19 protein-coding genes are annotated in these 24260 nt (G+C 51.5%); 13 read left to right on the top strand and 6 right to left on the bottom strand.

What is annotated here, in order from left to right:
- The first annotated feature begins 84 nt into the window (after nt 1-84).
- From mraY to ftsZ, 8 genes are read left to right on the top strand one after another with little or no spacing between them, the layout of a single operon-like run.
- Nucleotides 85-1302, top strand: coding sequence for a phospho-N-acetylmuramoyl-pentapeptide-transferase (gene mraY / locus ACYVJQ_RS12390; RefSeq protein ID WP_460893392.1), 1218 nt, complete (start codon nt 85-87; stop codon nt 1300-1302).
- 59 nt (nt 1303-1361) lie between these two features.
- Complete coding sequence (gene murD, locus ACYVJQ_RS12385; RefSeq protein ID WP_460893391.1) at nt 1362-2711, top strand: UDP-N-acetylmuramoyl-L-alanine--D-glutamate ligase; 1350 nt, start codon at nt 1362-1364, stop codon at nt 2709-2711.
- The gene (locus ACYVJQ_RS12380; RefSeq protein ID WP_460893390.1) at nt 2708-3871 is read left to right on the top strand and encodes an FtsW/RodA/SpoVE family cell cycle protein; all 1164 of its coding nucleotides are present in this window, start codon (nt 2708-2710) and stop codon (nt 3869-3871) included. The genes murD and ACYVJQ_RS12380 overlap by 4 nt, the downstream gene beginning before the upstream one ends.
- On the top strand, nt 3864-4970 hold the full coding sequence (gene murG, locus ACYVJQ_RS12375; protein WP_460893389.1) for an undecaprenyldiphospho-muramoylpentapeptide beta-N-acetylglucosaminyltransferase: 1107 nt from the start codon (nt 3864-3866) through the stop codon (nt 4968-4970). Before ACYVJQ_RS12380 ends, murG begins: the two co-directional genes overlap by 8 nt.
- Nucleotides 4967-6376 carry a UDP-N-acetylmuramate--L-alanine ligase gene (gene murC, locus ACYVJQ_RS12370; RefSeq protein WP_460893388.1) on the top strand — a complete coding sequence of 470 codons (1410 nt, stop codon included), beginning with the start codon at nt 4967-4969 and terminating at the stop codon, nt 6374-6376. The genes murG and murC overlap by 4 nt, the downstream gene beginning before the upstream one ends.
- Nucleotides 6363-7124, top strand: coding sequence for a cell division protein FtsQ/DivIB (locus ACYVJQ_RS12365; RefSeq protein WP_460893387.1), 762 nt, complete (start codon nt 6363-6365; stop codon nt 7122-7124). The genes murC and ACYVJQ_RS12365 overlap by 14 nt, the downstream gene beginning before the upstream one ends.
- A gap of 8 nt (nt 7125-7132) precedes the next feature.
- Entirely contained in the window at nt 7133-8458 is a 1326-nt protein-coding gene (gene ftsA / locus ACYVJQ_RS12360) for a cell division protein FtsA (RefSeq protein ID WP_460893386.1), read from the top strand.
- A 25-nt stretch (nt 8459-8483) separates the two neighbouring features.
- Entirely contained in the window at nt 8484-9986 is a 1503-nt protein-coding gene (gene ftsZ / locus ACYVJQ_RS12355; RefSeq protein ID WP_460893385.1) for a cell division protein FtsZ, read from the top strand.
- A gap of 195 nt (nt 9987-10181) precedes the next feature.
- Here the strand turns inward: ftsZ and ACYVJQ_RS12350 are convergent, their stop codons facing one another.
- The 4 genes from ACYVJQ_RS12350 to ACYVJQ_RS12335 form a co-directional block, all read right to left on the bottom strand.
- Nucleotides 10182-10706, bottom strand: a complete 525-nt coding sequence (locus ACYVJQ_RS12350; protein WP_460893384.1) for an NADPH-dependent FMN reductase — start codon at nt 10704-10706, stop codon at nt 10182-10184.
- 184 nt (nt 10707-10890) lie between these two features.
- Complete coding sequence (locus tag ACYVJQ_RS12345; RefSeq protein WP_460893383.1) at nt 10891-11643, bottom strand: succinate dehydrogenase/fumarate reductase iron-sulfur subunit; 753 nt, start codon at nt 11641-11643, stop codon at nt 10891-10893.
- A gap of 122 nt (nt 11644-11765) precedes the next feature.
- Nucleotides 11766-13679, bottom strand: coding sequence for a fumarate reductase/succinate dehydrogenase flavoprotein subunit (locus tag ACYVJQ_RS12340; RefSeq protein ID WP_460893382.1), 1914 nt, complete (start codon nt 13677-13679; stop codon nt 11766-11768).
- A 9-nt stretch (nt 13680-13688) separates the two neighbouring features.
- Nucleotides 13689-14381 (bottom strand): succinate dehydrogenase cytochrome b subunit, encoded by a 693-nt coding sequence (locus tag ACYVJQ_RS12335; RefSeq protein WP_460893381.1) that lies wholly within the window; start codon nt 14379-14381, stop codon nt 13689-13691.
- Between the two features lie 348 nt (nt 14382-14729).
- Between ACYVJQ_RS12335 and ACYVJQ_RS12330 the strand changes: the two genes are divergently transcribed.
- From ACYVJQ_RS12330 to ACYVJQ_RS12320, 3 genes are all read left to right on the top strand, one after another.
- A complete protein-coding gene (locus tag ACYVJQ_RS12330) occupies nt 14730-17447 on the top strand; it encodes a T9SS type B sorting domain-containing protein (RefSeq protein WP_460893380.1) in 2718 nt (905 codons plus the stop codon).
- A gap of 153 nt (nt 17448-17600) precedes the next feature.
- Entirely contained in the window at nt 17601-18476 is an 876-nt protein-coding gene (fabD, locus tag ACYVJQ_RS12325; protein ID WP_460893379.1) for an ACP S-malonyltransferase, read from the top strand.
- Nucleotides 18477-18515: 39 nt separating this feature from the next.
- Nucleotides 18516-20423 carry a polysaccharide biosynthesis protein gene (locus ACYVJQ_RS12320; RefSeq protein WP_460893378.1) on the top strand — a complete coding sequence of 636 codons (1908 nt, stop codon included), beginning with the start codon at nt 18516-18518 and terminating at the stop codon, nt 20421-20423.
- 670 nt (nt 20424-21093) lie between these two features.
- On the opposite strand, the gene folK is transcribed toward ACYVJQ_RS12320, so the two are convergent.
- Together folK and ACYVJQ_RS12310 are read right to left on the bottom strand one after the other, a co-directional pair.
- Complete coding sequence (gene folK / locus ACYVJQ_RS12315; RefSeq protein WP_460893377.1) at nt 21094-21579, bottom strand: 2-amino-4-hydroxy-6-hydroxymethyldihydropteridine diphosphokinase; 486 nt, start codon at nt 21577-21579, stop codon at nt 21094-21096.
- Nucleotides 21579-22436 carry an alpha/beta hydrolase family protein gene (locus tag ACYVJQ_RS12310; RefSeq protein WP_460893376.1) on the bottom strand — a complete coding sequence of 286 codons (858 nt, stop codon included), beginning with the start codon at nt 22434-22436 and terminating at the stop codon, nt 21579-21581. Before ACYVJQ_RS12310 ends, folK begins: the two co-directional genes overlap by 1 nt.
- A 104-nt stretch (nt 22437-22540) precedes the next feature.
- On the opposite strand from ACYVJQ_RS12310, the gene ACYVJQ_RS12305 reads away from it, so the two are divergent.
- Nucleotides 22541-23518, top strand: coding sequence for a polyprenyl synthetase family protein (locus ACYVJQ_RS12305; protein WP_460893375.1), 978 nt, complete (start codon nt 22541-22543; stop codon nt 23516-23518).
- 166 nt (nt 23519-23684) lie between these two features.
- A complete protein-coding gene (locus ACYVJQ_RS12300; RefSeq protein WP_460893374.1) occupies nt 23685-24221 on the top strand; it encodes a GNAT family N-acetyltransferase in 537 nt (178 codons plus the stop codon).
- The last annotated feature ends 39 nt before the right edge of the window (nt 24222-24260 follow it).

Below are 24260 nucleotides of genomic sequence, written 5' to 3'. Positions count from 1 at the left end.
AACTGACCTAAAGAGACCTTAAACTTATAATCCAGGAATGCCAGCAGAGGTTCTGCCGCTTATTCCTCCCCTAAATCCAAACAGATGCTCTACTACTTATTTGATTATTTAGACAAGCAATTTGATATCCTGGGCACCGGGGTGTTCCGGTTCATCTCGTTTCGGGCTGGGCTGGCGGCGCTTTTCTCTTTGTTGATCGCTATGATCTTTGGAGGGCGCCTTATCCGGGTGCTGCAACGCAAGCAGGTAGGGGAATCTATCCGGGACCTGGGCCTGGAAGGGCAGTTGGAGAAAAGAGGCACGCCTACCATGGGTGGTCTTATCATTCTGTTGGCCATAGTCTTGCCTACCGTTTTGCTGGCCCGCCTGGACAACGTGTACATTCTGCTCATGTTGGTTTCCACCATTTGGTTAGGGGCCATTGGTTTTCTGGATGACTACATCAAAGTGTTCAAGAAGAACAAAGAAGGCCTGGCCGGCCGTTTCAAGATCATGGGCCAGGTAGGCCTGGGGCTGATCGTGGGCCTCACTTTATTCTTTTCTGAAGACGTAGTGGTGCGCCAGTACCTGACCGCCAAAGGTCTTTCCGCCATTGACGTGGCCGGCACATACCAAGATGTGCGCAAGATGATCACCACCGTTCCTTTTACCAAAAACAACGAACTGGACTATCACCATTTCTTCAGCTTCGCGAGTCCCTTGCTAGGGTCTTATGCCCGCTTCCTTTACATCCCATTGGTGATCATCATCATCACGGCCGTATCCAACGGCGCCAACATCACCGACGGGATTGACGGTCTGGCCGCCGGTACCTCGGCTATCATTGGCACTACGCTGGCCGTGTTTGCCTGGGTTTCTGGTAACGCCATCTTCGCCGATTACTTTGACATCATGTACATTCCCAACACCGGGGAGCTCGTTATTTTCTGTACTGCTTTTGTGGGAGCCTGCGTGGGTTTTCTCTGGTACAATTCCTACCCGGCGCAGGTGTTCATGGGTGACACCGGTAGCCTTTCTATTGGCGGAATCATCGCTGTTTTGGCCCTCATCCTGAGAAAAGAGCTATTGATTCCTATTCTGTGTGGCATCTTCCTGGTAGAGAACCTGTCTGTTATGATTCAGGTGAGTTACTTCAAGTACACCAAAAAGAAATACGGAGAGGGCCGAAGAATCTTCAAAATGTCGCCGTTGCACCACCACTACCAAAAGTTGGGCTACCATGAATCAAAGATCGTGACCCGATTCTGGACGGTGGGCATTATGCTGGCCATCTTGACCCTGGTGACCCTGAAATTGAGATAAGGCGTTTTGAGCCTATTTTTCGGAAAACAAGCCTAAAACAGAAAATACCAAAACAAGCAATGCAAAAAATAGCCATACTAGGAGCAGGGGAGAGCGGCGTTGGGGCAGCCTTGTTGGCAAAGGCAAAGGGCTTTGATGTGTTTGTCTCTGACCAGGGCACCATTGCAGAAAAATACCGGACCCAACTGGCCCAAGCGCAGGTTCCTTTTGAGGAAGGAACGCATACGCTGGAGCAGATCTATGCGGCCCAGGAAATCATCAAAAGTCCGGGCATTCCGGAAAAAGCACCCGTGATCAAGGAAGCGCTGGAGCGGAATATTCCGGTCATCTCAGAGATTGAGTTTGCCGGGCGCTATGCCCAGGGCAAGATGATTTGCATTACTGGTACCAACGGTAAAACCACCACTACGCTCCTGACTTATCACCTCCTGAAAAGCGCAGGTTTGAAAGTGGCCCTGGCCGGTAACGTGGGTGAAAGCCTGGCGGGCAAGGTGCTGGAGGGCGGTTACGAGTATTATGTGGTAGAGCTGAGCAGTTTCCAGCTGGACAATATGTACCAGTTCAAGGCGGACATTGCTATTCTGCTCAACATTACCCCAGACCACTTGGACCGTTACGGATACCAGATGGGCAATTATGCGGCCGCCAAGTTTAGGGTGGCGCAAAACATGACCGCTAGCGAGTACTTCCTGTTCAACCAGGACGACGCTCAAATCCAGAATTACCTGACAACCCACGAAGTGGCGGGTACACCGGTTCCTTTCGGGTTGAAAGAGCAGGAGAGCCTGGCCATAAAGTTGGAGGATAAAGCGATTATAGCCCGTTTTTCCAAAATCAGGGCTAAAGTAGACACTTCCAAATCTCCCTTGATTGGCCAACATAACCAATACAACACCATGGCGGCGGTAGGCGCGGCCTTGCTGGTAGGTATAGAACCGGCTACCATTGAAGCTGCGTTAGGCACGTTCCAGAATGCCGAGCACCGTTTGCAACCGGTTGGCGAGATTGGCGGCGTTCGCTTCATCAATGACTCCAAAGCCACCAACGTGGAAGCCGTGTGGTACGCCCTGGACGGGATTAAGGCCCCGATTGTTTGGGTAGTGGGCGGTACTGATAAGGGTAATGACTATACACCCTTGCTACCCCTGGTGAAAGAAAAGGTGAAGGCCATTGTCTGCCTGGGCGTAGACAACAGCAAGATTGTGGCCTCTTTTTCTCAAATCTGCCCTAACCTGGTAGAAACCCAGGATGTGAACGAAGCCGTGCGGCTGGCCAAGGATTTTGCTCAGCCCGGAGATGTGGTTTTGCTTTCCCCGGCCTGCGCCAGCTTTGACTTATTCCAGAATTATGAACACCGGGGCCGCTCCTTCGCGGAGGCAGTGGCAACCCTTCAGCAACAACAGATATGAATACCGTTAAAAACTGGCTGCATGACAACCTGAAAGGCGACCCCATCCTATGGGGTATCGTCATTTCCTTCGCCCTGATCAGTATTGCGGTGGTGTACTCGGCCACGGGCACCCTGGCCTACAAAATGTCTCGCAATACGGAGTTCTTCCTGTTCAAACACTCCACCCTCATCCTTATCGGGTTGGCGTTTGTGTGGCTGGCACATAAAATCAACTACCGCTATTATGCCAAGTTGAGTCTGGTAGCCCTGATTTTCTCGGTTCCCTTGCTTATCTATACCTATCTCAAAGGCTCCAATATCAACGAGGCCTCCCGCTGGTTGACTATTCCTATCATCAACCAGACGTTCCAGCCGTCAGATTTAGCCAAGTTGGCCCTTATTTCTTACCTGGCCAGTATCCTGAGCAAACGGCAGATGAACATTGAGTCTAAACAGACGCTAATTCCCCTATTCCTTTGGAGCGGCCTTATCTGTGGGCTCATTGCCATGAGTAACATCTCCACAGGATTGCTGCTGTTTTTGACTTGTATTCTGTTGATGTTCATTGGTCGGGTGCCCATGAAACCTATTTTCACCATGATCCTGGTGGGAGCGTTGTTTGGGTCGGTGGCCTTAACCCTGGGGCAACGGATGCAGACGGCCATTACGCGTATTGAGAATTTCATGGACCCCAACGAGACGGTTTTCCAGCTGGAGCAATCTTACATTGCCATCGCCACGGGAGGGGTGCTGGGGAAAGGCCCCGGAAACTCAGACCAGCGCAATGTGCTGCCTCACCCGTACTCAGACTTTATTTACGCCATAATCATTGAGGAATATGGTATGGTGGGAGGGGCGGTGGTGCTCTTCCTGTACCTGGCGTTCCTGTACCGGGGCATGATGGCCGTGACCAATAGTTTGGGGGCCTTCGGCGGATTACTATCGGCGGGAATCAGTTTCAGTCTGGTTATCCAGGCCATGGTGAACATGGGCGTGGCCGTAGGGTTGGGACCAATCACTGGTTTGCCGTTGCCCCTTCTTAGTATGGGAGGCACCTCGCTTATCTTCACGGGTATCTCCATTGGAATTATCCTAAGCGTAAGCCGCAGCGAGTATGAAGCCAAAAATGAGGCGGCCTCCTCAGTAAATAAACCTGCAAACGTCTTGACCCATGCCTGAGAAAACCTATCGGTTCATTATCAGTGGCGGAGGCACCGGGGGGCATATTTACCCGGCCGTGGCCATTGCCAATGAGATCAAGCGGCTGCACCCCAAGGCAGAGATCCTTTTTGTGGGCGCCGAAGGCCGGATGGAGATGAGCCGCGTACCGGAGGCTGGCTATAAAATCATTGGGCTCTGGATCAGCGGGTTGCAGCGCCGCCTAACGGTAGACAACCTGTCTTTCCCCCTGAAAGTGATTTCCAGCGTGCGCAAATCCTACCAGATCATCAAAGACTTCAAGCCCGATGCAGTGGTAGGGGTGGGAGGCTACGCCAGCGGGCCGTTGCTGTACGCCGCCACTAAAATGAACATTCCCTCCCTTATCCAGGAGCAGAACTCCCACGCGGGCATCACCAATAAGCTGTTGGCCAAAAAGGTAGATAGAGTATGTGTGGCCTATGACAGCATGTACAAGTATTTCCCCAGCGCCAAACTGGTGCTCACTGGTAATCCCGTTCGCCGTGACATAGCCAACTTGGAAGGAAAGCGCCCGGAGGCGATGGCTTTTTTCGGGCTTGACCCAGAACGCAAAACCTTTCTGGTGATTGGCGGAAGCTTAGGGGCGCGCACCCTGAATCAGAGCACTGAACTAGCTTTGCAGAAAATTCAGAAAGCTGGCTATAACCTGATCTGGCAAACCGGGAAAAACTTTTACCCGCAGGCCCAGACGGCCACCCAATCCTTGCCCCAAGACCAGATCAAAGCCTTTGATTTCATCAAGCGCATGGATCTGGCCTACGCTGCCGCTGATGTGGTGATTTCCCGAGCCGGCGCGTTGTCCATCTCTGAGTTATGCCTGGCCCAGAAACCTTCCATCCTGGTGCCCTCGCCCAACGTGGCGGAAGACCACCAGACCAAGAATGCCATGGCTTTGGTGCAAAAAGAGGCCGCGGTACTGGTGAAAGACCTGGAAGCAGGGCAAAAACTTTGGGACACCGCCTTTGCCTTGGCCGCTGACCCTGAAAAGCAGGAGTTGCTGCGCCATAACATTGCGCAACTGGCCCGGCCCAAAGCCACCGAAGACATCGTGCAAGAACTGCTGAAACTGATCAAATGAACCTGCACCAATACAAGCATATCTATTTCCTGGGCATAGGAGGGATTGGCATGAGCGCCCTGGCCCGCTGGTTTCTGGCCAAGGGCTTTGCCGTGGCTGGTTATGACAAAACCCCAACCCCTTTAACCCAGAAATTGGGGGAGGAAGGAGCCCAGATCCATTTTGAAGACAGTACTGACCTGATTCCTGCCTCTTTTAAGAAAAACAGGCAGGAAACGCTGGTAGTGCTTACCCCGGCTGTGCCGGCCTCTCACGCAGAGCGGCAATACCTGGAGCGGGAAGGGTACACTCTCATGAAACGCTCCCAGGTGCTGGGGCTACTGACGAAGGACCAATACCTGATAGCCGTGGCCGGAACCCATGGAAAAACCACTACCTCTTCCATGGTGGCGCACCTGTTGCACCACGCCGGCGTTTCTACTTCAGCCTTTCTGGGAGGCATTTCCACTGACTTAGGGTCCAACCTGTTGTTGCCCAACCAGGAGGAGGAGCGGGCCCTGGCCGTGGTGGAAGCCGATGAATACGACCGTTCTTTCCTAACCCTTTACCCAGACATTGCGGTGGTTACTTCTACGGACCCTGATCACCTGGATATTTATGGGGCCAAGGAGGCCTTGGTAGATTCCTTTAAACAATTTGTGCGGCAGATTAAGCCCAACGGTTACCTGCTCCTGAACCATACCGCCGACCAAAGCCTGGCCGAAGCGGTGGATCCTTCGGTGACGGTGATTCGGTACGGTCTTGAGAATGAGGAACTATGCGCCACGGGGGTGGAGATAGCGCATGGCGCCATGAAATTTTCGGCCAAAGGCCGGAACTTACTACTCCCTGAAACTGCTTTGCAGGTGCCGGGCTTCCACAACGTAGAGAATGCGGTGGCCGCGGCTCAGGCAGTTTCGCTGGTGGGTGTTCCGGTAGAGAAAATTCATTCAGGAATTGTGGCTTATACGGGCGTAAAAAGACGCTTTGAAAAGGTTTTTGTGTCAGAGAAAAGGGTATATTTAGACGATTATGCGCATCACCCCCGTGAGATAGAAGCTTTTCTGAAATCTGTACGCGCGTTATACCCCGGCAAAAAGGTTAGGGCCATTTTTCAACCGCATTTGTTTACCCGCACCCGTGACTTTGTAGACGGTTTTGCCCAAAGCCTGAGCCTGGCAGATGAAGTCTGGCTCCTGGATATTTACCCGGCCCGGGAATTGCCCTTGCCCGGCGTGACGGCTAAAATGATTTATGACAAATTACAAGTGGGCACCAAAATGATGCTAGCCCGTGACCAGGTGTTGGAGGCCTTAGATAAGGACTTGGATTTTAAGGTGTTGGCTACTATAGGCGCCGGTGATATTGATATATTGGTACCTGGTATAAAAAAACTGTTGGAGGAGAAGGCACATGTATTGGAATAGGAAAGTAAAGGCGCTTCTATTCGCGGTTTTTTGCCTGGCCGGTTTTATTTTTCTGGCGGGTTTCTCCAAAGCCCGGCAAGAGGGTAAAATATGTAAAAAAGTCAATATTAAAATTGATAATGAGTACAACAATTACTTTCTTAGTGCATCGGAAGTAACCGCCCTGCTCACCAGGAACGGAACCCAGCCATTGACCGGAAGGAAAAAAGAGGAGATTGACCTCAAGCAACTGGAAATGCGGATTAAATCGCATAAATTTGTGAGGCAGGCGGAGGTCTCCCGGGACCTGGAGGGTAATATTAATATTATCATTCAGCAAAACCGGCCCATTGCGCGTCTCCTGAGTTCAAAGAAAGATGTGTACTTAGACGAGGAAGGCAACCAGCTACCCTTGTCCACTTTGTACACCGCGCATGTTCTGCCCGTGACGGTGACGGCCGCCACCACTGCTGGAGAAGGTTCTTTTTTTCAGGACTCTGTAGGCAGGCCATACCTGTCTTTGCTGCAGTACATTGAGAAAGACCCTTTCTGGAACGCTCAGCTGGCCCACATGGACATTGACCGGAACGGAAAGGTGAGTTTTCTGACGCAGGTGGGGGACCAGCAGATAGAGTTTGGCAAACCTGTGCAGGTAGAAGAGAAATTTAAAAGGCTATTCATCTTCTATAAAGAGGTGATGCCGGTAGTGGGGTGGGATAAGTATAGTCGATTAAATATCGAATACAAGGATCAGATTATTTGTGAATAGACAACAATATGACGCAGAACGACAAAATAGTTGTAGGCTTAGACATTGGAACAACCAAAATTTGCGCGCTGGTAGGTAGAAAGAACGAGTACGGCAAGCTGGAGATCCTGGGCTTGGGGAAAGCGGTTTCTGAGGGGGTGGTGCGCGGCATGGTGAGTAACATTGACAAAACCGTTGAGGCCATCCGCAAAGCAATTAGACAGGCAGAGGAGCAATCTGGCATTGATATCAAAGTAGTGAACGTGGGTATTGCCGGGCAGCACATCAAGAGCCTGCAGCATAACGGCAGCATCACGCGCACTTCCCTTGACAGCGAAATCACCGTGGAAGACGTGAACCGTCTTACCAATGATATGTACCGTTTGGTTACCCCTCCTGGCAGCGAGATCATCCATGTCATGCCCCAGGACTACAAGGTGGATTACGAAGACGGTATCATGGACCCTGTGGGTATGTCAGGCGTGCGTCTGGAAGGCAACTTCCACATCATCACCGCTCAATCCAACGCAGTAAACAACATCACCAAGTGCATCAGCAGAGCCGGTCTGGAGATTGACCAGCTTATTCTGGAGCCCCTGGCGTCTTGTATGTCTGTGTTAAGCGAAGAAGAGCGGGAAGCGGGTGTGGCCCTGATTGACATTGGGGGTGGTACCACAGACCTGGCCATTTTCAAAGACAACATCATCCGGCATACCGCGGTGCTTCCGTTCGGTGGCAACATCATCACCTCAGATATCAAGCAGGGCTGCATGGTTATGCAGAACCAGGCAGAGCAGCTGAAAGTGCGCTTTGGCAAAGCCATCGCCGACGAAGCCTCTGAGAATGAGATCGTTTCCATCCCGGGCCTTCGTGACCGTACTCCCAAAGAAATTTCCCTGAAAAACCTTGCTTATATTATAGAAGCAAGAATGGAGGAAATTGTTGAACTCGTTTACTCTGAAATTGTTAGAAGCGGGTATGCCAACCAGTTGGCGGCAGGCGTGGTGATCACCGGAGGCGGTGCTCAACTACAGAACCTGGTGCAGTTGGTAGAGTACCTCACCGGTCTTGATGCCCGCATTGGTTATCCTAATGAGCATCTGGGTAAAAGCAAAATTGACTCTGTGAAGAGCCCTATGTATGCCACCACCGTTGGGTTGGTGTTAGCCGGTTACCAGGCTCTGGATGAGCGCGTGAACCGCTACACCGAGATGGCCAATGTTGGAAACAAGGTGGTGAATGAGGTAAGACCGGTGCAGAAATCAAACAGCGGCCCAGGTTTCTTCTCTAAGATTCTGGACCGGACCAAGAGTATGCTTATTGATGATTTTGACGATAAGCAACAAAACTATTAACGCGTAAATTTTCAGGAGAGATAACATGAGTTTTTCATCGTACAAGTTTGATGTGCCATCGCACTCCAAGTCAATCATTAAAGTGATTGGTGTTGGCGGAGGGGGAAGCAATGCTGTGAACCACATGTTCAACCAAGGCATTAAGGACGTGGAGTTCGTGGTGTGTAATACTGATGAACAGGCGTTGAAAAGCAGTAGTGTGCCCAATAAACTCCAGATTGGAACCACCTTGACCGAAGGTCTGGGGGCAGGGGCCAATCCTGAGCGGGGCAAGCAGGCTGCCCTGGAAAGCAAAGAAGAGATTAGGGAATTGCTGGGCGCTCATACCAAGATGGTGTTCATCACCGCGGGTATGGGCGGAGGAACCGGAACCGGTGCCGCCCCAGTCATTGCCAAAGTAGCCAAAGAGCTGGATATATTAACCGTGGGCATAGTGACCGCTCCATTCGCCTTTGAAGGCCGGAAGAAGCGTACCGCCGCTGACAACGGTATCAAAGAACTGAGCGAGAACTGTGACACCGTGCTGGTGATCCTCAATGATAAACTGCGTGAGATGTTCGGGAACCTGCCCATTAGAGCAGCGTTTGCCAAAGCAGATAACGTGTTAACCACTGCCGCCAAGTCTATCGCTGAGATCATTACGGTTACCTCTGAGGTGAACGTTGACTTTGAAGACGTGAAAACGGTCATGAAAGACTCCGGTGCCGCTGTGATGGGTTCTGCCATTACCGAAGGTGAGAACCGCGCCCTTCGTGCCGCCGAAGAATCTCTTTCTTCTCCGTTGCTCAATAACACTGATATCCATGGGGCCCAGAAAATCCTTCTTTCCATTATGTCTGGTGACCAGGCGGAACTGGAGATGGATGAGCTGACAGAGATCACAGATTATATCCAAGAGAAAGCCGGTGATGACTCTGAGGTGATCTTTGGCCACGGCATTGATTCTACGTTGGGTGCCAGCATTAGAGTAACGGTGATTGCCACGGGATTCGCCCGTGAAATGGTAAGCCTTCCGGCCCCAAAAAAGACTTTTGAGGCGGGAGGACCGGTAGTAGGTGCCACTGCGCCTCAGGCCGTGAGAGAATATGCTGCTGAGCCTGTAGCCCCCGTTGCCCCTACTACTTTTTCAGTAACCCCGCCGGCTTCTGCCACCCAATTGGTTGCCAATGAGCCTGTGCGTAAAGCTCCGGTCACTGAAAACAAGATTATCTTTGACCTGGACTCCACCAGTGAACTGTTCACCCCCACCTTTGAAGAAGAGGTAGTGGCGGCCACCGCGGTTCAAGAGGTTAGCGAGGCCTCCCAGAACAAAATCAACGAACGGAGAGAGCGTCTGCGTAGACTTAGCCTGGATGCCAATACAGATGCCGCCATCAAAGAAAAGCTGGAAGTGCCCGCCTATTTGAGAAGAAACGTGCAACTGGAGAATGTGGTCCCTTCGGCTGAGCAGCAGATTTCCCGGTTCAATCTCAACGATGACAATGAACTACTAGGCGATAACCGCTTTTTGCATGACAATGTAGACTAAGGCGTTTTAAGCCTGTTTTATAAAAAGAAGCCCTGAAACGGAAAACGTTTCAGGGCTTCTTTTTTGTACCAGCTTTTGTTGGGAGTATGGACGCGAGATGAATTCAAGGTATTAGCGTTTTAAGCCTGTTTTTCCAAAAACGGGCTTAAAACCTTTTGGTGGCTGTAGTCTTTTGGCAACTACCGGCAATAAAACCTAAAAAGTTAAAAACTCCGCAATCTGTTCCTCCAGCAACTGGCGGTAAAGCGGGTTGGTGAATTGGCCGTCTTGCAGGTGTTTGTGAATGAATGGCAAACGCGGCTTTTGTGCCAGCACGTGTAACCCGCAGTAGTGCAGCACATCTGTGAGGTGGCTGAGGGCTATGTTGCCGCCCTGGCTGCCCGTAGAAAGCCCTACCAGAGCACCTTTTTTGCGGCGCAGGGCGTCTGGGTACTCCAGCCCGTCAATGAAAGCCTTGAGGACCCCCGGGTAGGAGCAGTTATATTCAGGTACTATAAAGACTATCTTACCGGCATCCACCACCTGCTGGCGTAAATCCAGGAACGCTTGGGAGTATAATTCACTTTTATAGAGCGAAGGCGAGGCAAAGTCCAGGGGAAGGTCCTGCAAGTCCAGGACCTGAGATAGCTGGCCCTGATCGGCAAGCATTTGCTGGTAGAGCCTGGCAATCTGGAGGGTGACGGAGTCGGGGCGATTGGTGCCGGAGATAATCAGTATCATCAGAAAGAAGGTAAGCTGGTAGAACCAAAAAGCAGCGCTAAAGTTACGCCTTATTTCTTTTCATGGAAGGGCAAACAGGTAAGGCCTGGGTTTTCTGTTTTACGCCCGTTTTTAGTAAAACAGGCCTAAAACAGAAAAGGCGAAGCCCGGGAGCCTCGCCTTTTTCTTTTGTTATCAGAGTCAGTTATACGTTCTCAGATGTGAAAGAAGCCGCATAGTACTCACGGTTCAGCATGGCAATGTTCTCCAGAGAGATGCCAACCGGACATTCTGCTGCGCAGGCGCCAATGTTAGTGCAGGAACCAAAGCCTTCAATATCCATTTGGGCCACCATGTTCTCTACACGCGTTTTACGCTCTACCTTACCCTGTGGCAACATAGCAAGCTGTGATACCTTAGCCGAGGTAAAGAGCATGGCAGAACCATTCTTACAGGCCGCCACGCAGGCACCACAACCAATACAGGTAGCCGCATCAAACGCCTTGTCTGCAATGGATTTTGGAATAGGAATCACGTTGGCATCTGGTACGCCACCGGTGTTCACAGATACGTAGCCACCCGCCTGCTGAATACGGTCCAACGCCGAACGGTCTACGCAAAGGTCTTTCAAAACCGGGAACGGAGCGGCTCTCCAGGGCTCAATGGTGATGGTATCCCCGTCAGAGAACTTGCGCATGTGCAGTTGGCAGGTGGTGGTACCACGCTCTGGCCCGTGGGCTCTACCGTTAATATACAAGCTGCACATACCGCAGATGCCTTCGCGGCAGTCATGGTCAAAGGCCACCGGATCTACGCCGTTAAGAAGCAAGCCCTCATTGAGCACGTCCATCATCTCCAGGAAGGACATTTCAGGAGATATATCTTTTACTTGGTAGGTTTCCAACTTACCAGCCGCCTGGGAGTTTTGCTGTCTCCACACTTTAAGCGTCAGGTTCATTGGTTTGCTGTTAGGATTATTACCAGCCATCTCTTTTTCTAATTAAGAATTAAGAATGTTGAACCAGGAAGGGAAGAAGGAGCCCAGTTAAGGACCCGTAATTCTTCTTTCCTGCTTCATAATTATTTATAGCTCCGCTGTGTCAGCTTCACGTTCTCAAACCTCAGGTCTTCCTTGTGCAGTACCTCTGGTTGGTTAGGGCCAGTGTACTCCCAGGCGGCTACGTAGGTGTAGTTCTCGTCATCACGCAGGGCCTCGTTCTCTGGGGTTTGGTACTCTTCCCGGAAGTGACCTCCGCAGGACTCGTTGCGGTTCAAGGCATCATCTACCATCAATTCGCCCAGTTCCAGGAAGTCTGCCACGCGGCCGGCTTTCTCCAGGGTCACGTTCAGTTCTTCGTTTGTACCCAGGATCTTCACATCATTCCAGAAAGCGTCACGCAGTTTTCTGATTTCCTGCTTGGCATACTGCAGTCCTTCGGCGTTACGGGCCATGCCGCAGTAATCCCACATGATATGGCCCAGGGCCTTGTGGAAATCATCTACGGTTCTGGTACCTTTTACTTGCAGCAAACGGTCTACATCTGCTCTTACCGCGGCCTCTGACTCTTTAAAGGCTGGGTGGCTGGTTTCAATGCGGGAAGTAGGGTTCTGCGCCAGGTAATCACCAATGGTGTAAGGTATCACGAAATAACCATCGGCCAGGCCTTGCATAAGGGCAGAGGCCCCTAAACGGTTGGCGCCGTGGTCTGAGAAGTTACATTCACCGGTGGCGTACAGACCTGGAATAGTGGTCATGAGGTTATAATCTACCCACAGGCCGCCCATGGTATAGTGTACGGCTGGGTAAATACGCATGGGTTGCTCATACGGATTCTCCCCGGTGATCTTCTCATACATCTCAAACAGGTTACCATACTTCTGGCTTACCTTGTCCAGGCCTTCGCGCTTGATGGCGTCAGCAAAATCCAGGTACACGGCCAGTTTGGTAGTTCCTACGCCACGTCCTTCGTCGCAGGCCAGTTTGGCGTTACGGGAAGCCACATCGCGGGGCACCAGGTTCCCGAAGGAAGGGTACTTGCGCTCCAGGAAGTAATCACGCTCTTCTTCCGGAATATCTCCAGGGGCACGGTTATCACCTACGGCTTTAGGAACCCAAACGCGGCCGTCGTTCCGGAGGGACTCAGACATCAGCGTCAGCTTAGACTGGTAGTCGCCAGATACGGGAATACAGGTAGGGTGAATCTGGGTAAAGCAAGGGTTGGCGAACAAGGCCCCTTTCTTATGTGCTCTCCAAATCGCCGTGGCGTTAGAGCCCATGGCGTTGGTAGAAAGGTAGAATACGTTGCCATAGCCACCGGTTGCCAGAATAACGGCGTGGGCGCTGTGCGACTCAATTTTACCGGTTACCAGGTGGCGCGTTACAATACCACGGGCCTTGCCGTCTACCATTACCAGGTCCAGCATCTCGGTGCGTGGGTACATCTTTACCTTACCGTAGGCAATCTGGCGGTTAAGGGCAGAGTAGGCACCTAGCAACAACTGCTGGCCGGTTTGGCCCCGGGCATAGAAGGTCCGGCTTACCTGGGCGCCCCCGAAGGAACGGTTAGCCAGCAATCCACCATATTCACGGGCGAAGGGAACGCCTTGTGCCACGCACTGATCAATGATGTTCACGCTCACTTGGGCAAGGCGGTACACGTTGGCTTCACGGGCGCGGTAGTCACCGCCTTTAATGGTGTCATAGAACAAACGGAAGATACTGTCTCCGTCGTTCTGGTAGTTTTTGGCGGCGTTGATACCCCCCTGAGCGGCAATGGAGTGGGCGCGGCGCGGGCTGTCCTGGTAGCAGAACGCCTTCACGTTATAGCCCAGCTCAGCCAGGGTAGCGGCGGCAGAAGCTCCGGCCAGTCCGGTTCCTACCACAATCACATCATATTTACGCTTGTTAGCCGGGTTTACCAGCTTTACATTGAATTTATGCTTTTCCCATTTATCGGCCAATGGCCCTTCAGGAATTTTGGAATCTAGGATCATACCGTTCGCTTATGACAAAACAACGTCTTTGATGAAAAAATAAAGAGGCATAGCGGCAAAAAGGCCGGGCACTACCACAGAGAAGAAAGCCCCAAACATTTGAATGGCAGGAGTATATTTCTTGTGGTTCAACCCCAGGGTCTGGAAAGCGCTCTGGAAGCCGTGGTACAAATGGTACCCCAAGGCAATCTGGGCCAACACATAGATCAGGACATACCACCAGATGTGGAAGGATTGTACTACTTTCTGGTAGAGGTTGTCATACTCAACATTGTCTACTACCACGCCCTCTAAGCCGCCAAAACGGGCCGGAACGAAGAAGTTCCAAAGGTGAATAATCAAAAACACCAGGATCACGGTACCCAGTAAACCCATGTTGCGGGAAGACCAGTTGCTGTTATCCTGGGGACGGTTATAGGCATAGGCTACCGGCCGTACGCTTTGGTTGCGGCGGGTAAGGACCAAGGCCTCATAGATATGAAGCAGGAAGCCTGCCACCAATACAAATTCCATGGTCCGGATGAGGGGATTTGTGCCCATGAAATGCGAATAGATGTTAAACGCATTACCTCCGTCATCTTTGAACAACTGGAGGTTACCCACCAGGTGTACCACCAAAAAGGAGATGAGAAACAGACCAGTGATGGCCACCAGAAACTTTCGGCCTATGCTACTGGATAACGTTTTAGAGAACCAACTCATTTTGTTGTGTTAAGGTTGAGAAATTAGGTGTGTTGGGGATGGTTAAATCTTTCCAAAGGTACATGCGGGGGCTTTCTCAAGCAATTGGTCTTTTTTATTTTGAATAAATCTAAATTGAGCGCTAAAAAAGGACTCTTGGGCGCTTTCCGCACTGGGGTTTTAAGCATGTTTTTGAAAAAATGAGGTTAAACCATTATTTGACCTCTAAGATTACAACAGTGAAACCTGGATTTCGTTATAGCCATAAACCTATATCTCTATAACCAGGATACCACGTAATTGTTGGTTAAGTCCATGGTCAGGATAGAGATTCTTCTATCTTTGCTTCTACATGCAAAACTCTACTATATGCCTCAATATTTACATAAGGTAAAAGCTTGGCTGTTTGTGCTGGGGGGGCTGATTCTCTTTTCCCTCTTCCTGGCGCCACAGGCACAGGCTACCCACTTACGCGCGGGCAACATATTTATAAAGAGTGACACCACGGCCGGCAAGAACCCTCTCAGGTTTTTCTTTAAGCTGGTTACCTATAGCGTGGCGCCGCCCCCGTTTGAAGACCTGGAGGCTACCCTTTATTTTGGCGATTGTACCAGCCAGACCGTTCCCAGGGCCAGCCGGGTGCTGCTCCAGAACGGACAGAACAACACGTTTGTCAATACCTATTTCTTTGAACACATCTATTCAGGCGGGGGCACCTTTACGGCCACGTTTGTGGGTGAAAACCGGAACGGGGGCGTAGTCAACATCTCCAACTCGGTGCAGCAAACCTTCTTTTTGCAGTCTACCCTTACCATTGACCGTTTATTCCCCATCATCAACCGGTCTCCGGTGCTGGAAGTACCCCCGGTAGACGTGGCGGTGCGCGGACAGATCTTCGTGCACAACCCCGGGGCCTATGACCCAGACGGGGACAGCCTTTCCTTTAAACTGCTCCCCTCTAGGGTAGATGCCGGCCGGGACGCCTGCGGAAACCCCATTGGCCAAACAGCGCCAGGGTACAGAAGCCTGGACCAATTCCTGGGGGCCGCCCAACCCGGCGGCCCTGCCGGCTTCTCCATAGACCGCAACACTGGGCAGATCACCTGGAATACGCCTAATACCCTGGGTGAATTCAACTTCGCCTTTATTGTGGAAGAGTGGCGGAATGGGCGGCTCATTGGCACCGTGATTAGGGACATGCAGGTGTTTGTGCGCGATGACCCCAACCGACCACCTGTGCTCATTGTGCCCCGTGATACCTGCGTGGTGGCAGGCACGTTGCTCAGAGACATCATTAAAGTGCGTGACCCAGACAAAGACCCGGTAATTGTGACCGCCTTTGGCAGCATGTTGCCGCCGGCCACCTTCAGGCCCCAGAGTGACACCAGCCACATTTTTACCTGGCAGACTACCTGCCTGGACGTTCGACGATCACCGTACCAGGTGGTGTTCAGGGCGGAAGACAGACCTCCGGCCGGCCGGATCATCCTGACGGACCTCAAGCCTTGGCGCATCACCGTGGTGGGGCCGCCTCCGGTATTGGTATCGGCGGTGCCGCAAACCAGCAGTAGTATCAGGCTCAACTGGTCTGCCTACACCTGCCCCAATGCAACCAGAATGTATATTTACCGCCGGGAAGGGCCCTCCAATTTCAAGCCAGGCCCATGTGAGACGGGTATTCCGGCCTCTGCTGGGTACGTGCGGGTAGGAGAGGTGAGCGCGGGCGTGACCACGTTCCTGGATAATAACGGAGGGAAAGGCCTGGAACGCAACAAAACCTATTGCTACCGCATCTACGCCGAGTTCCCGGAACCGGGCGGCGGAAGCAGTATTGCCTCTAATGAACTGTGCGCCACCCTGGAGTCTATCTCCCTAACCAAAGTGAGCGTGTTGGAAACCAGCACGACTACCGGCAAAATCAGGGTGGAGTGGAATAAACCTAAGGCCATTGTAAGTACGTTGACGGCTCCTTTGCAGTACCGCCTGTTGCGTACCATGGGCCAAAGCCGCAACCCACAAGGCAATTTCACCCAGGTATTTTCTACCAATAACTTGGATGACACGGTCTTCACCGACAATAGCCTGAATACCCTGGACACTGCGTATGCCTATAGAGTGGAGTTCTACCATTCCGGCACCACGGGATCGCCTACGGTTTTGGTTGATTCTTCCTCGGCGTCCAGCGTGCGGTTAAAAGCGGTGGCTAACGGGCCTACCATGGTATTGAACTGGACCTACAATGTGCCCTGGAACAATGCCAGCACCACGGCCAAGCCTTTGTACCACGTCATTTACCTGAAACTGCCTAACTCAGCAGTCTTCCAGAAATATGACAGTGTTCTGGCAGGGCCTACCTCAGGAACGTTCTCCAAACAGGTACCCATAGAGCAAGGCAAGGAATATTGTGCCTACGTGATTACCAAGGGTACTTTCCAGAACCCGCTGCTGCCAGACCCGATTCTCAATAACAGCCAGATTACCTGTTTCACAAGGCCCTGTGTCCCAATATTGACGGTGGAGAATGACTGTGACGAGAATTTCGTGGCCGGTGTGACGCCCATTCAGAACCGTCTTTCCTGGACCCTGCCCACGGGCTGTAGGACTTCAGACATAGATTTCTATAGGGTGTACTTCAGGGAGACCGATGCCGAGGAATTCAAGTTGATCGCCACTATAAAGGACATGGCTTATCTGCACCAGAACCTTCCTTCATTTGCGGGTTGCTATTACGTAACGGCCATAGACAAGAACGGCAGCGAAAGCGAGCGCAGTAATATTGAGTGCGAAGACAACTGTATCGTGTTCGTGTTGCCTAACATCTTTACCCCTAACAATGACGGCAGCAATGATGAGTTTACTCCAAAACAGGGAGCCACCTTCATCAAGAAAGCCACTCTTAAGGTGTACAACCGCTGGGGAAATAAGGTCTACGAAAGCAGCGCTGAGCCTGGCCTGCGCTGGAAAGGGGTGGATAACAACGGCAAAGCCCTTTCTGAGGGAACCTACTTCTACCAGGTAGAGGTGGAGTTCTACGGCAGGGTGCCAGAAATACGCACTTATAAAGGATGGGTTGAAATTCTGCGCTAATTCGTTGTATTGCATTTAAATACTGAAGAATGGTGCCTGTACCTCCGGGAATGGGCACCATTTTTATATATTTGCCGTCTTACTTTTGATATAACCTGTTTCGGGGCTGTTTTTGTAAAAACGGGCTCAAAACGATAATCTACAGCTACGACTATGAAAGCATACGTTTTTCCGGGCCAGGGCTCCCAGTTTGTGGGCATGGGCAAAGACCTTTATGACCAATACCCTGTCGCCAAAGACCTGTTTGAGCGCGCCAATGAGATTTTGGGTTTCCGAATCACAGATATTATGTTCAGTGGCACGGATGAGGAGCTCAAACAGACCAAGGTAACCCAACCCGCTATCTTCCTGCACTCGGTTATTCAGGCGGCAGTAGCCTCAGACTTTGCCCCTGAAATGGTGGCTGGTCACTCCTTAGGCGAGTTCTCTGCCCTGGTGGCCAATAAAGTGCTGGCCTTCGAAGATGCGTTGCGCCTGGTGTCTAAGCGCGCCCTGGCCATGCAGAAAGCCTGCGAGGAGCAACCCTCCACCATGGCGGCCATTCTAGGTCTGGAAGACCAAAAGGTAGAGCAGATTTGCGCCGAGGTGAAGGACGTGGTGGTGGCCGCCAATTATAATTGCCCAGGGCAGTTGGTGATCTCAGGGTCGGTGCCCGGTGTGGAGGAAGCCTGCGAACGCCTGAAAGCTGCCGGGGCTAAAAGAGCCTTGCTATTGCCGGTAGGAGGGGCCTTCCATTCACCCTTGATGAAATCCGCCGAGGCGGAACTGGAGGAGGCTATTCGGCAGACCACGTTCAGCCCGGCCATTTGCCCGGTGTACCAGAACGTAGACGCCAAGCCGCATTCAGACCCCCAGGAAATCCAGCAGAACCTGATCAAGCAGTTGACCGCCCCCGTGCGTTGGACCCAGTCTGTGCAAGAGATGATCGCAGACGGCGCTACCCTCTTTATAGAGTGCGGGCCAGGCAAGGTGTTACAAGGCCTGGTGAAGAAAATTGACAAGAACGCTGAGGTAGGGCAGGTTAGCTAAGCCAATATTGCGGGAGAAGCGAAACAGAACACCAGACGTATGGGGCAGGTAAAAGAGTTTTTCGGTCAGAAAATGCCAAAGCAATTGGTGTTTGCCCTGGATATTTCTTTGTGCGCCGTCTCCTTCCTGATGGCCTACCTGCTGCGCTTTAACTTTGATTTCCAGAAATACACAGAACTGTCCGTTGCCCAGATGCTGCCTATTGTATTGGCGGTACGGGCAGCGGCTTTTTTTTACACCAGAACCTACGCCGGCATTCTGCGCTACACCAGCTTGGACGACCTGCGGAAGCTGTTTGTGGCTCTTTCAGGGAGTTCTTTGGTGCTGGTGGCGGCCCAGTTGGTGTACAATAAAGGGTTGGGTTACCAGAACTTCATTCCCATCTCGGTGCTGCTCATTGATTACCTGGGCAGCATTCTGGCGCTTTCTCTGGTACGGGTGTGGGCCAAAATCATGCACTATGAGTGGAACCATACCAACTCACCCAAGGTGAACGTGGTTATTTTTGGGGCCGGCGAAGTAGGCAGCATCACGCTTAACACCCTGCATCAGGACATGGGCACCTATTATAATATAGTGTCCTTTCTGGATGATGCCAAAGCCAAACAAAGCCTGTCCATCAATAGTGTGCCCATTCATAAGCCCCAGGAGAATTTTTCCGCGCAGCTTGCCACCCTTAAGGTAGACCTGCTCATTCTGGCGGTTCAAAAGCTATCTACAGCCCGGCGGCGGCAACTGGTGGAGGCTTGCCTGAATGCGGGCGTGCAAGTACTGGTGGTGCCCCCGGTTTATAAGTGGATTAATGGTGAGCTTAGTTTTAAGCAGATACGCGAAGTGCAGATTGAAGACGTTTTAGGCCGGCCTTCCGCCGAAATTGATTCGCCGCTGCTGCACAAGGAGCTCCAGAACCGTACTATTCTGGTGACCGGGGCGGCCGGTTCCATTGGCAGCGAACTGGTAAGGCAACTGATCAGGTTCAAACCTCGCCAACTGGTGTTGGTAGACCAGGCTGAGTCTGCGCTGTATGACCTGGAACTGGAACTGACGGAGCTGTATGTGAAGCTGAATTTTGAAGTGATTCTAGGCGATATCTGCAACCAGGACCGCATGGAGGCGGTGTTCCAGACGTTTCAGCCGGATGTGGTTTTCCATTGCGCAGCTTACAAGCATGTGCCCGTCATGGAGGAGAACCCCACTGAATCGCTTAATACCAATATCTTGGGTACCAAGATTCTCGCCGACCTGGGGGTGAAATACCAGACCCAAAAGTTTGTGCTGCTCTCCACCGATAAAGCCGTGAACCCCACCAGCGTGATGGGAGCCTCAAAACGCCTCTGCGAGATGTACGTGCATGCCATGGACCATTACCTCCGGGATTCAGGCAACGACCAGACCCGCTTCATCACCACCCGTTTTGGCAACGTGTTAGGCAGTACCGGTTCCGTGATTCCGCGCTTTAGGAAACAGATTCTGGAAGGCGGTCCCGTCACCGTGACTCACCCAGACATTTCCCGCTATTTCATGTCTATTCGGGAGGCCTGTCAATTAGTGCTGGAGGCCTCGGCGATGGGCAAAGGCGGCGAGATCTACATTTTTGACATGGGCGATTCCATCAAAATCGTGGACTTGGCCAAAAAAATGATCAAGCTGTCTGGGCTCACCCTCGGGAAGGATATCCAACTGGTCTACACCGGTTTACGGCCTGGGGAAAAACTGGAGGAAGAGCTTTTTCATGAAAACGAAGCGGTCCAGGCCACGGAACATCCCAAAATCAGAATAGCCAATTTGCCCACCCCACAAAGCGAGAAGGTGCTCCAAGAAATTCAGGTCCTGATCGGTTTATTCACCTCGCAGGACAATGTGGAGGTAATTAAGAAAATGAAGCTTTTGGTACCAGAGTATGTGAGTCAGAACTCAGTGTATCAAAAGTTTGATGTGAGGAAGTAAGAAGCAGGATTTTCTGGATTAAATTGATTTTCAGGATGTTGGCTAACTAGCATTTTTAATTAGTTAGCCTTAGTTCGTTTGCTTTTATGGGGGATCATAAATCCCAAATGCGTTTATGGCCTTCCTCGCCATTGTTCTCCCCAACGACTTAAACTGCCTCTCCATTTCCATTTGATTTTTGCACGCATTTCCGCCTGCTACTGGCGTGGTGAGCGCTGTTGCCTTAAGTCCTTATGCTTGGTTGTTTCATCTCTTCTCTTCTCTCCGAGCGCTCACGGCCGCGGGGCCCCGTCTTTCCCCCTCGCACTGCCCTTGCGGCCGAGTTGTAGTTCTCTCTTAGTAAAGTCCCTGCAGGGCCACAAGCGAGGCGCTCGAAGTAAAGACTGGAATCGAGGGAATGCGTAGAGAAATGGATGATAGCGTTTAGAGCACGTTTTTGGGAAAATAGGCCTGAAACGCAATGCCGCTTATTCAACACAGACTCTCCCCTTGAGGGGGCGAAGGGGGGGGTACACAGGAGAGCACGTTTTTCTGATTCAATGCATTTCCCTCTTTCTCATCCCCTTTTGAAGGGGGTAGGGGATGATGCGCTTCTGCAGATCAAACCCGTTTTAAGCCTTCTTTTCTAAAAACGGGCCTAAAACGGACAATTCTATTACGCATCAAAGGGTCACGCTTGAACTACATTTACCTCCAGCAAATCAGGGCAATCTTCCAGCAACTCAGCCACCGTCTTACCTAAAACCGGATGTACAAAATCTGGGGCTACCTCTGTCAGGGGAACCAAGGTAAAGCGCCGGAGGTGCAGTTGGGGGTGCGGAAGGTATAAGGTGTCAGTTTCCAGGATTTGCTGCCCATAAAAAAGCAGGTCAATGTCAATGACGCGGGCGCCCCAACGTTCCTTCCTGATCCGGCCCAGGTCGTGCTCCACTTTCTGGGTGACAGCCAAAATTTCCTGGGCAGGTAGGTCTGTGTGAAAAACCAGCACTTGATTCAAAAAGGCTGGTTGGTCTTCCACGCCCCAGGCAGCCGTTTGGTAGAGGCTGGATTTTAAGGCCGTTTTCCCAAAAACAGCCTCTAAACGCGAACACGCTTCTGAAAGGTAAAAGGTACGGTCACCCAGGTTGCTGCCCAGCAGTAGAAAAAGAGAGGTCATTACGAGCGGGCTATGGCTTCCTGGAAGAATTGGATGGTTTTATCGGCGGCTGCTTTGGCCAAGTCTGGAAGGTGCGGTTGTTCATAAGGGTGCCTGCCGCCAAAGGAATGGTCGCCCTCCGGGAGTAAATACAGTTCCGCGAATGGGTTGTGCGCGTGTAGGTCATGGGCCATTTGCACCGGCAGGGTCTCATCCTGCTCGCCATGAATAATAAGCAGCGGGATCTGTATCTTCTCTACGGCTTTGGCAATGTTCAGGCGGTCGCGGTTAGCCAGGTAATTCTCTACCAGTTGATAGTACAGCGGCATTTGTTGGCCGGTGCGGGCATTGGCAATGTACTGTACCCCGGTTCGCTTCCATTGTTCCATCACCTCGGGAGACCACCGCTGGTCAATATCGCTGATGGCAGACCAGGTGGCCACGCCTGTGAGGCGGGTGTCTTCCGCCGCTTTCAGCAAGACTAACCCGCCGCCCCGGCTGTGCCCTATCAGGAACAGGTAATCGGGGTCTATTTCCTGGGCAGGTATTTCAGAAGGGTTATTTCTAAGATGGTCAATTAGGGCGCCCAGGTCATCCAGCTCAATGCAGAAGTTGTTATTCCCGAAGGCCTCCATGTTGGTGAGGTCAGTGCCGTCTGGCTCCACACCGTTGTGTGACAGGTTGAGTTTCACGAACACGAAACCGTGGTGGGCAAAGTAATCTGCCAACAGGTTAAAGTGACCCCAATCTTTGAAGCCCTTAAACCCGTGCACGAACACCACTACCGGTTTGGGCTGGCCGTCGGCTTCCCAGCGGGCATCAACGGCAAAATCACGGCCGTGCGGAGAGGAGAGGAGAAAGTCTGTGCGCTGTACCATACATGCAAAAGTTGAAAAGCCGCCGAAGTAACGCCTGAATAACGGCAAATCCAAATGGAGAGTTTGCTTTCGAGGGTAGAGGCTCGTATTATTGTGCCACCAAAATGAGCAGCCCTTTAAACCAGATACAGGCCCCAATTGCAGCCGAGATGCAGGAGTTCGAAAAGAAGTTCCGGCAGTCTATGCAATCCAATGTTTTGTTGCTGGACAAGATTATGGGCTACATAGTGAAACGCAAAGGGAAGCAGATGCGGCCCATGTTCGTTTTCTTTATGGCCAAGCTCATGCAGGAACAGACCTCAGAGGCCACTTACCGCGGAGCCGCCCTCATTGAACTGCTGCATACCGCCACTCTGGTGCATGATGACGTGGTGGACGACTCAAACTACCGCCGCGGCTTCTTTTCTGTGAATGCCCTCTGGAAAAACAAGATTGCCGTGCTGGTAGGCGACTACCTGCTTTCCAAAGGCCTTCTGCTCTCCCTTAACAACAATGATTTTGCACTGCTCAAAATCGTGAGCAACGCCGTGCGTGAGATGAGCGAAGGGGAGCTGCTCCAAATGGAGAAGGCCCGCCGCCTGGACATCACCGAACAGGTGTATTTTGACATCATCCGGCAAAAAACGGCCTCGCTGATCGCTTCTTGCTGTGCCGTAGGTGTGGCCTCGGCGGGCGCCGATGAGGCAACCGTGGAGAAAGCCCGGCTGTTTGGCGAGAAAGTGGGCCTGGCCTTCCAGATTAAAGATGACTTGTTTGATTATGGCACCGCCGAGATTGGCAAACCCGTGGGCATTGACATCAAGGAGAAGAAGATGACCCTGCCTCTGATTTACGCTCTGCAGCAAGCCGATTGGCTGACCAAGCGCCGCGTGATTTACAACGTCAAGAACAACAACGGCAAAGCCGAAAAAATTAACGAAGTCATTGCCTTCGTGAAAAGCTCTGGGGGGCTGGAATACTCTATCCAGCGCATGGAAGCCTTCTACGCCGAAGCTCTGGAACTCCTTCGTACCTTCCCCGCCTCTCCTTCCCGTGACTCCCTGGAGCAACTTATCCGGTATACTATAGAGCGGGAAAAGTAAGAAGTCCTGTATTTCTATTCACTTTTGAAAAGAACGGCTTGGTGTATAATGGGCTTTCCCAGACTTTTGCAATGAGTTTCTTCAAAAGAGGTTGTTTACCCATAGGCTCTATATAGCTTGATCCAAGATCCTGAATTTTTGTAAGGTACCTTTCAACCATAGCAGCATGGCCTACCTTTTAGAAACTGAAAGATTAACCCTCAGAGAGTTTACCCTGGAGGATGCTGATTTCATTGTAGAATTGGTGAATACGCCCAGTTGGTTACAATTTATAGGGGATAGAAATATCCATACTACCCAACAGGCAGTTTTTTATCTGGAGAATGGGCCATTGAAAGGGTACCGGGAACATGGCTTTGGGTTGTCTATGGTAGAAACCAAGGCAGAAGGAACCCCTATTGGCATGTGTGGGATTATGAAAAGAGACACTTTGGAGCATCCAGACATAGGGTTTGCTTTCTTACCTACTTTCCATCACCAGGGCTACGCCTTTGAAATAGCAAGGGAAGTCCTCTCATATGCTAAAAGCCATCTCCGTTTCCCTACCGTTTCAGCCATTGTGGACCCTGAAAACACAAGGTCTATCCAGCTTCTTCAAAAATTAGGGATGCACACTAAAAGGAAAACAAATGCCTCAGAAGGTGAGGAGGGACTGCTTTTGTTTGTAACCAAGCCTGAACCGGAAAACTCTACTGGTTTATGAAAATGGAATGCCTAGAGAAGATTTAATATGAGTGGCCTC

It is taken from the genome of Rufibacter soli (genome assembly GCF_054781795.1).
Note: the sequence above shows the minus strand (reverse complement) of the source record. Positions and strands in the feature narration are given on the sequence as shown.

Excerpts from the sequence above, each read along its gene's own strand:
- ftsZ (WP_460893385.1), top strand. The coding sequence starts at position 8,484 with ATGAGTTTTTCATCGTACAAGTTTGATGTGCCATCGCACTCCAAGTCA.
- ACYVJQ_RS12320 (WP_460893378.1), top strand. The coding sequence starts at position 18,516 with ATGGGGCAGGTAAAAGAGTTTTTCGGTCAGAAAATGCCAAAGCAATTG.
- ACYVJQ_RS12345 (WP_460893383.1), bottom strand. The coding sequence starts at position 11,643 with ATGAACCTGACGCTTAAAGTGTGGAGACAGCAAAACTCCCAGGCGGCT.
- ACYVJQ_RS12335 (WP_460893381.1), bottom strand. The coding sequence starts at position 14,381 with ATGAGTTGGTTCTCTAAAACGTTATCCAGTAGCATAGGCCGAAAGTTT.
- ACYVJQ_RS12330 (WP_460893380.1), top strand. The coding sequence starts at position 14,730 with ATGCCTCAATATTTACATAAGGTAAAAGCTTGGCTGTTTGTGCTGGGG.
- ACYVJQ_RS12310 (WP_460893376.1), bottom strand. The coding sequence starts at position 22,436 with ATGGTACAGCGCACAGACTTTCTCCTCTCCTCTCCGCACGGCCGTGAT.
- ACYVJQ_RS12380 (WP_460893390.1), top strand. The coding sequence starts at position 2,708 with ATGAATACCGTTAAAAACTGGCTGCATGACAACCTGAAAGGCGACCCC.
- fabD (WP_460893379.1), top strand. The coding sequence starts at position 17,601 with ATGAAAGCATACGTTTTTCCGGGCCAGGGCTCCCAGTTTGTGGGCATG.
- mraY (WP_460893392.1), top strand. The coding sequence starts at position 85 with ATGCTCTACTACTTATTTGATTATTTAGACAAGCAATTTGATATCCTG.
- murC (WP_460893388.1), top strand. The coding sequence starts at position 4,967 with ATGAACCTGCACCAATACAAGCATATCTATTTCCTGGGCATAGGAGGG.
- ACYVJQ_RS12350 (WP_460893384.1), bottom strand. The coding sequence starts at position 10,706 with ATGATACTGATTATCTCCGGCACCAATCGCCCCGACTCCGTCACCCTC.
- ACYVJQ_RS12300 (WP_460893374.1), top strand. The coding sequence starts at position 23,685 with ATGGCCTACCTTTTAGAAACTGAAAGATTAACCCTCAGAGAGTTTACC.
- ACYVJQ_RS12340 (WP_460893382.1), bottom strand. The coding sequence starts at position 13,679 with ATGATCCTAGATTCCAAAATTCCTGAAGGGCCATTGGCCGATAAATGG.
- murG (WP_460893389.1), top strand. The coding sequence starts at position 3,864 with ATGCCTGAGAAAACCTATCGGTTCATTATCAGTGGCGGAGGCACCGGG.
- ftsA (WP_460893386.1), top strand. The coding sequence starts at position 7,133 with ATGACGCAGAACGACAAAATAGTTGTAGGCTTAGACATTGGAACAACC.
- folK (WP_460893377.1), bottom strand. The coding sequence starts at position 21,579 with ATGACCTCTCTTTTTCTACTGCTGGGCAGCAACCTGGGTGACCGTACC.
- ACYVJQ_RS12365 (WP_460893387.1), top strand. The coding sequence starts at position 6,363 with ATGTATTGGAATAGGAAAGTAAAGGCGCTTCTATTCGCGGTTTTTTGC.
- murD (WP_460893391.1), top strand. The coding sequence starts at position 1,362 with ATGCAAAAAATAGCCATACTAGGAGCAGGGGAGAGCGGCGTTGGGGCA.
- ACYVJQ_RS12305 (WP_460893375.1), top strand. The coding sequence starts at position 22,541 with ATGAGCAGCCCTTTAAACCAGATACAGGCCCCAATTGCAGCCGAGATG.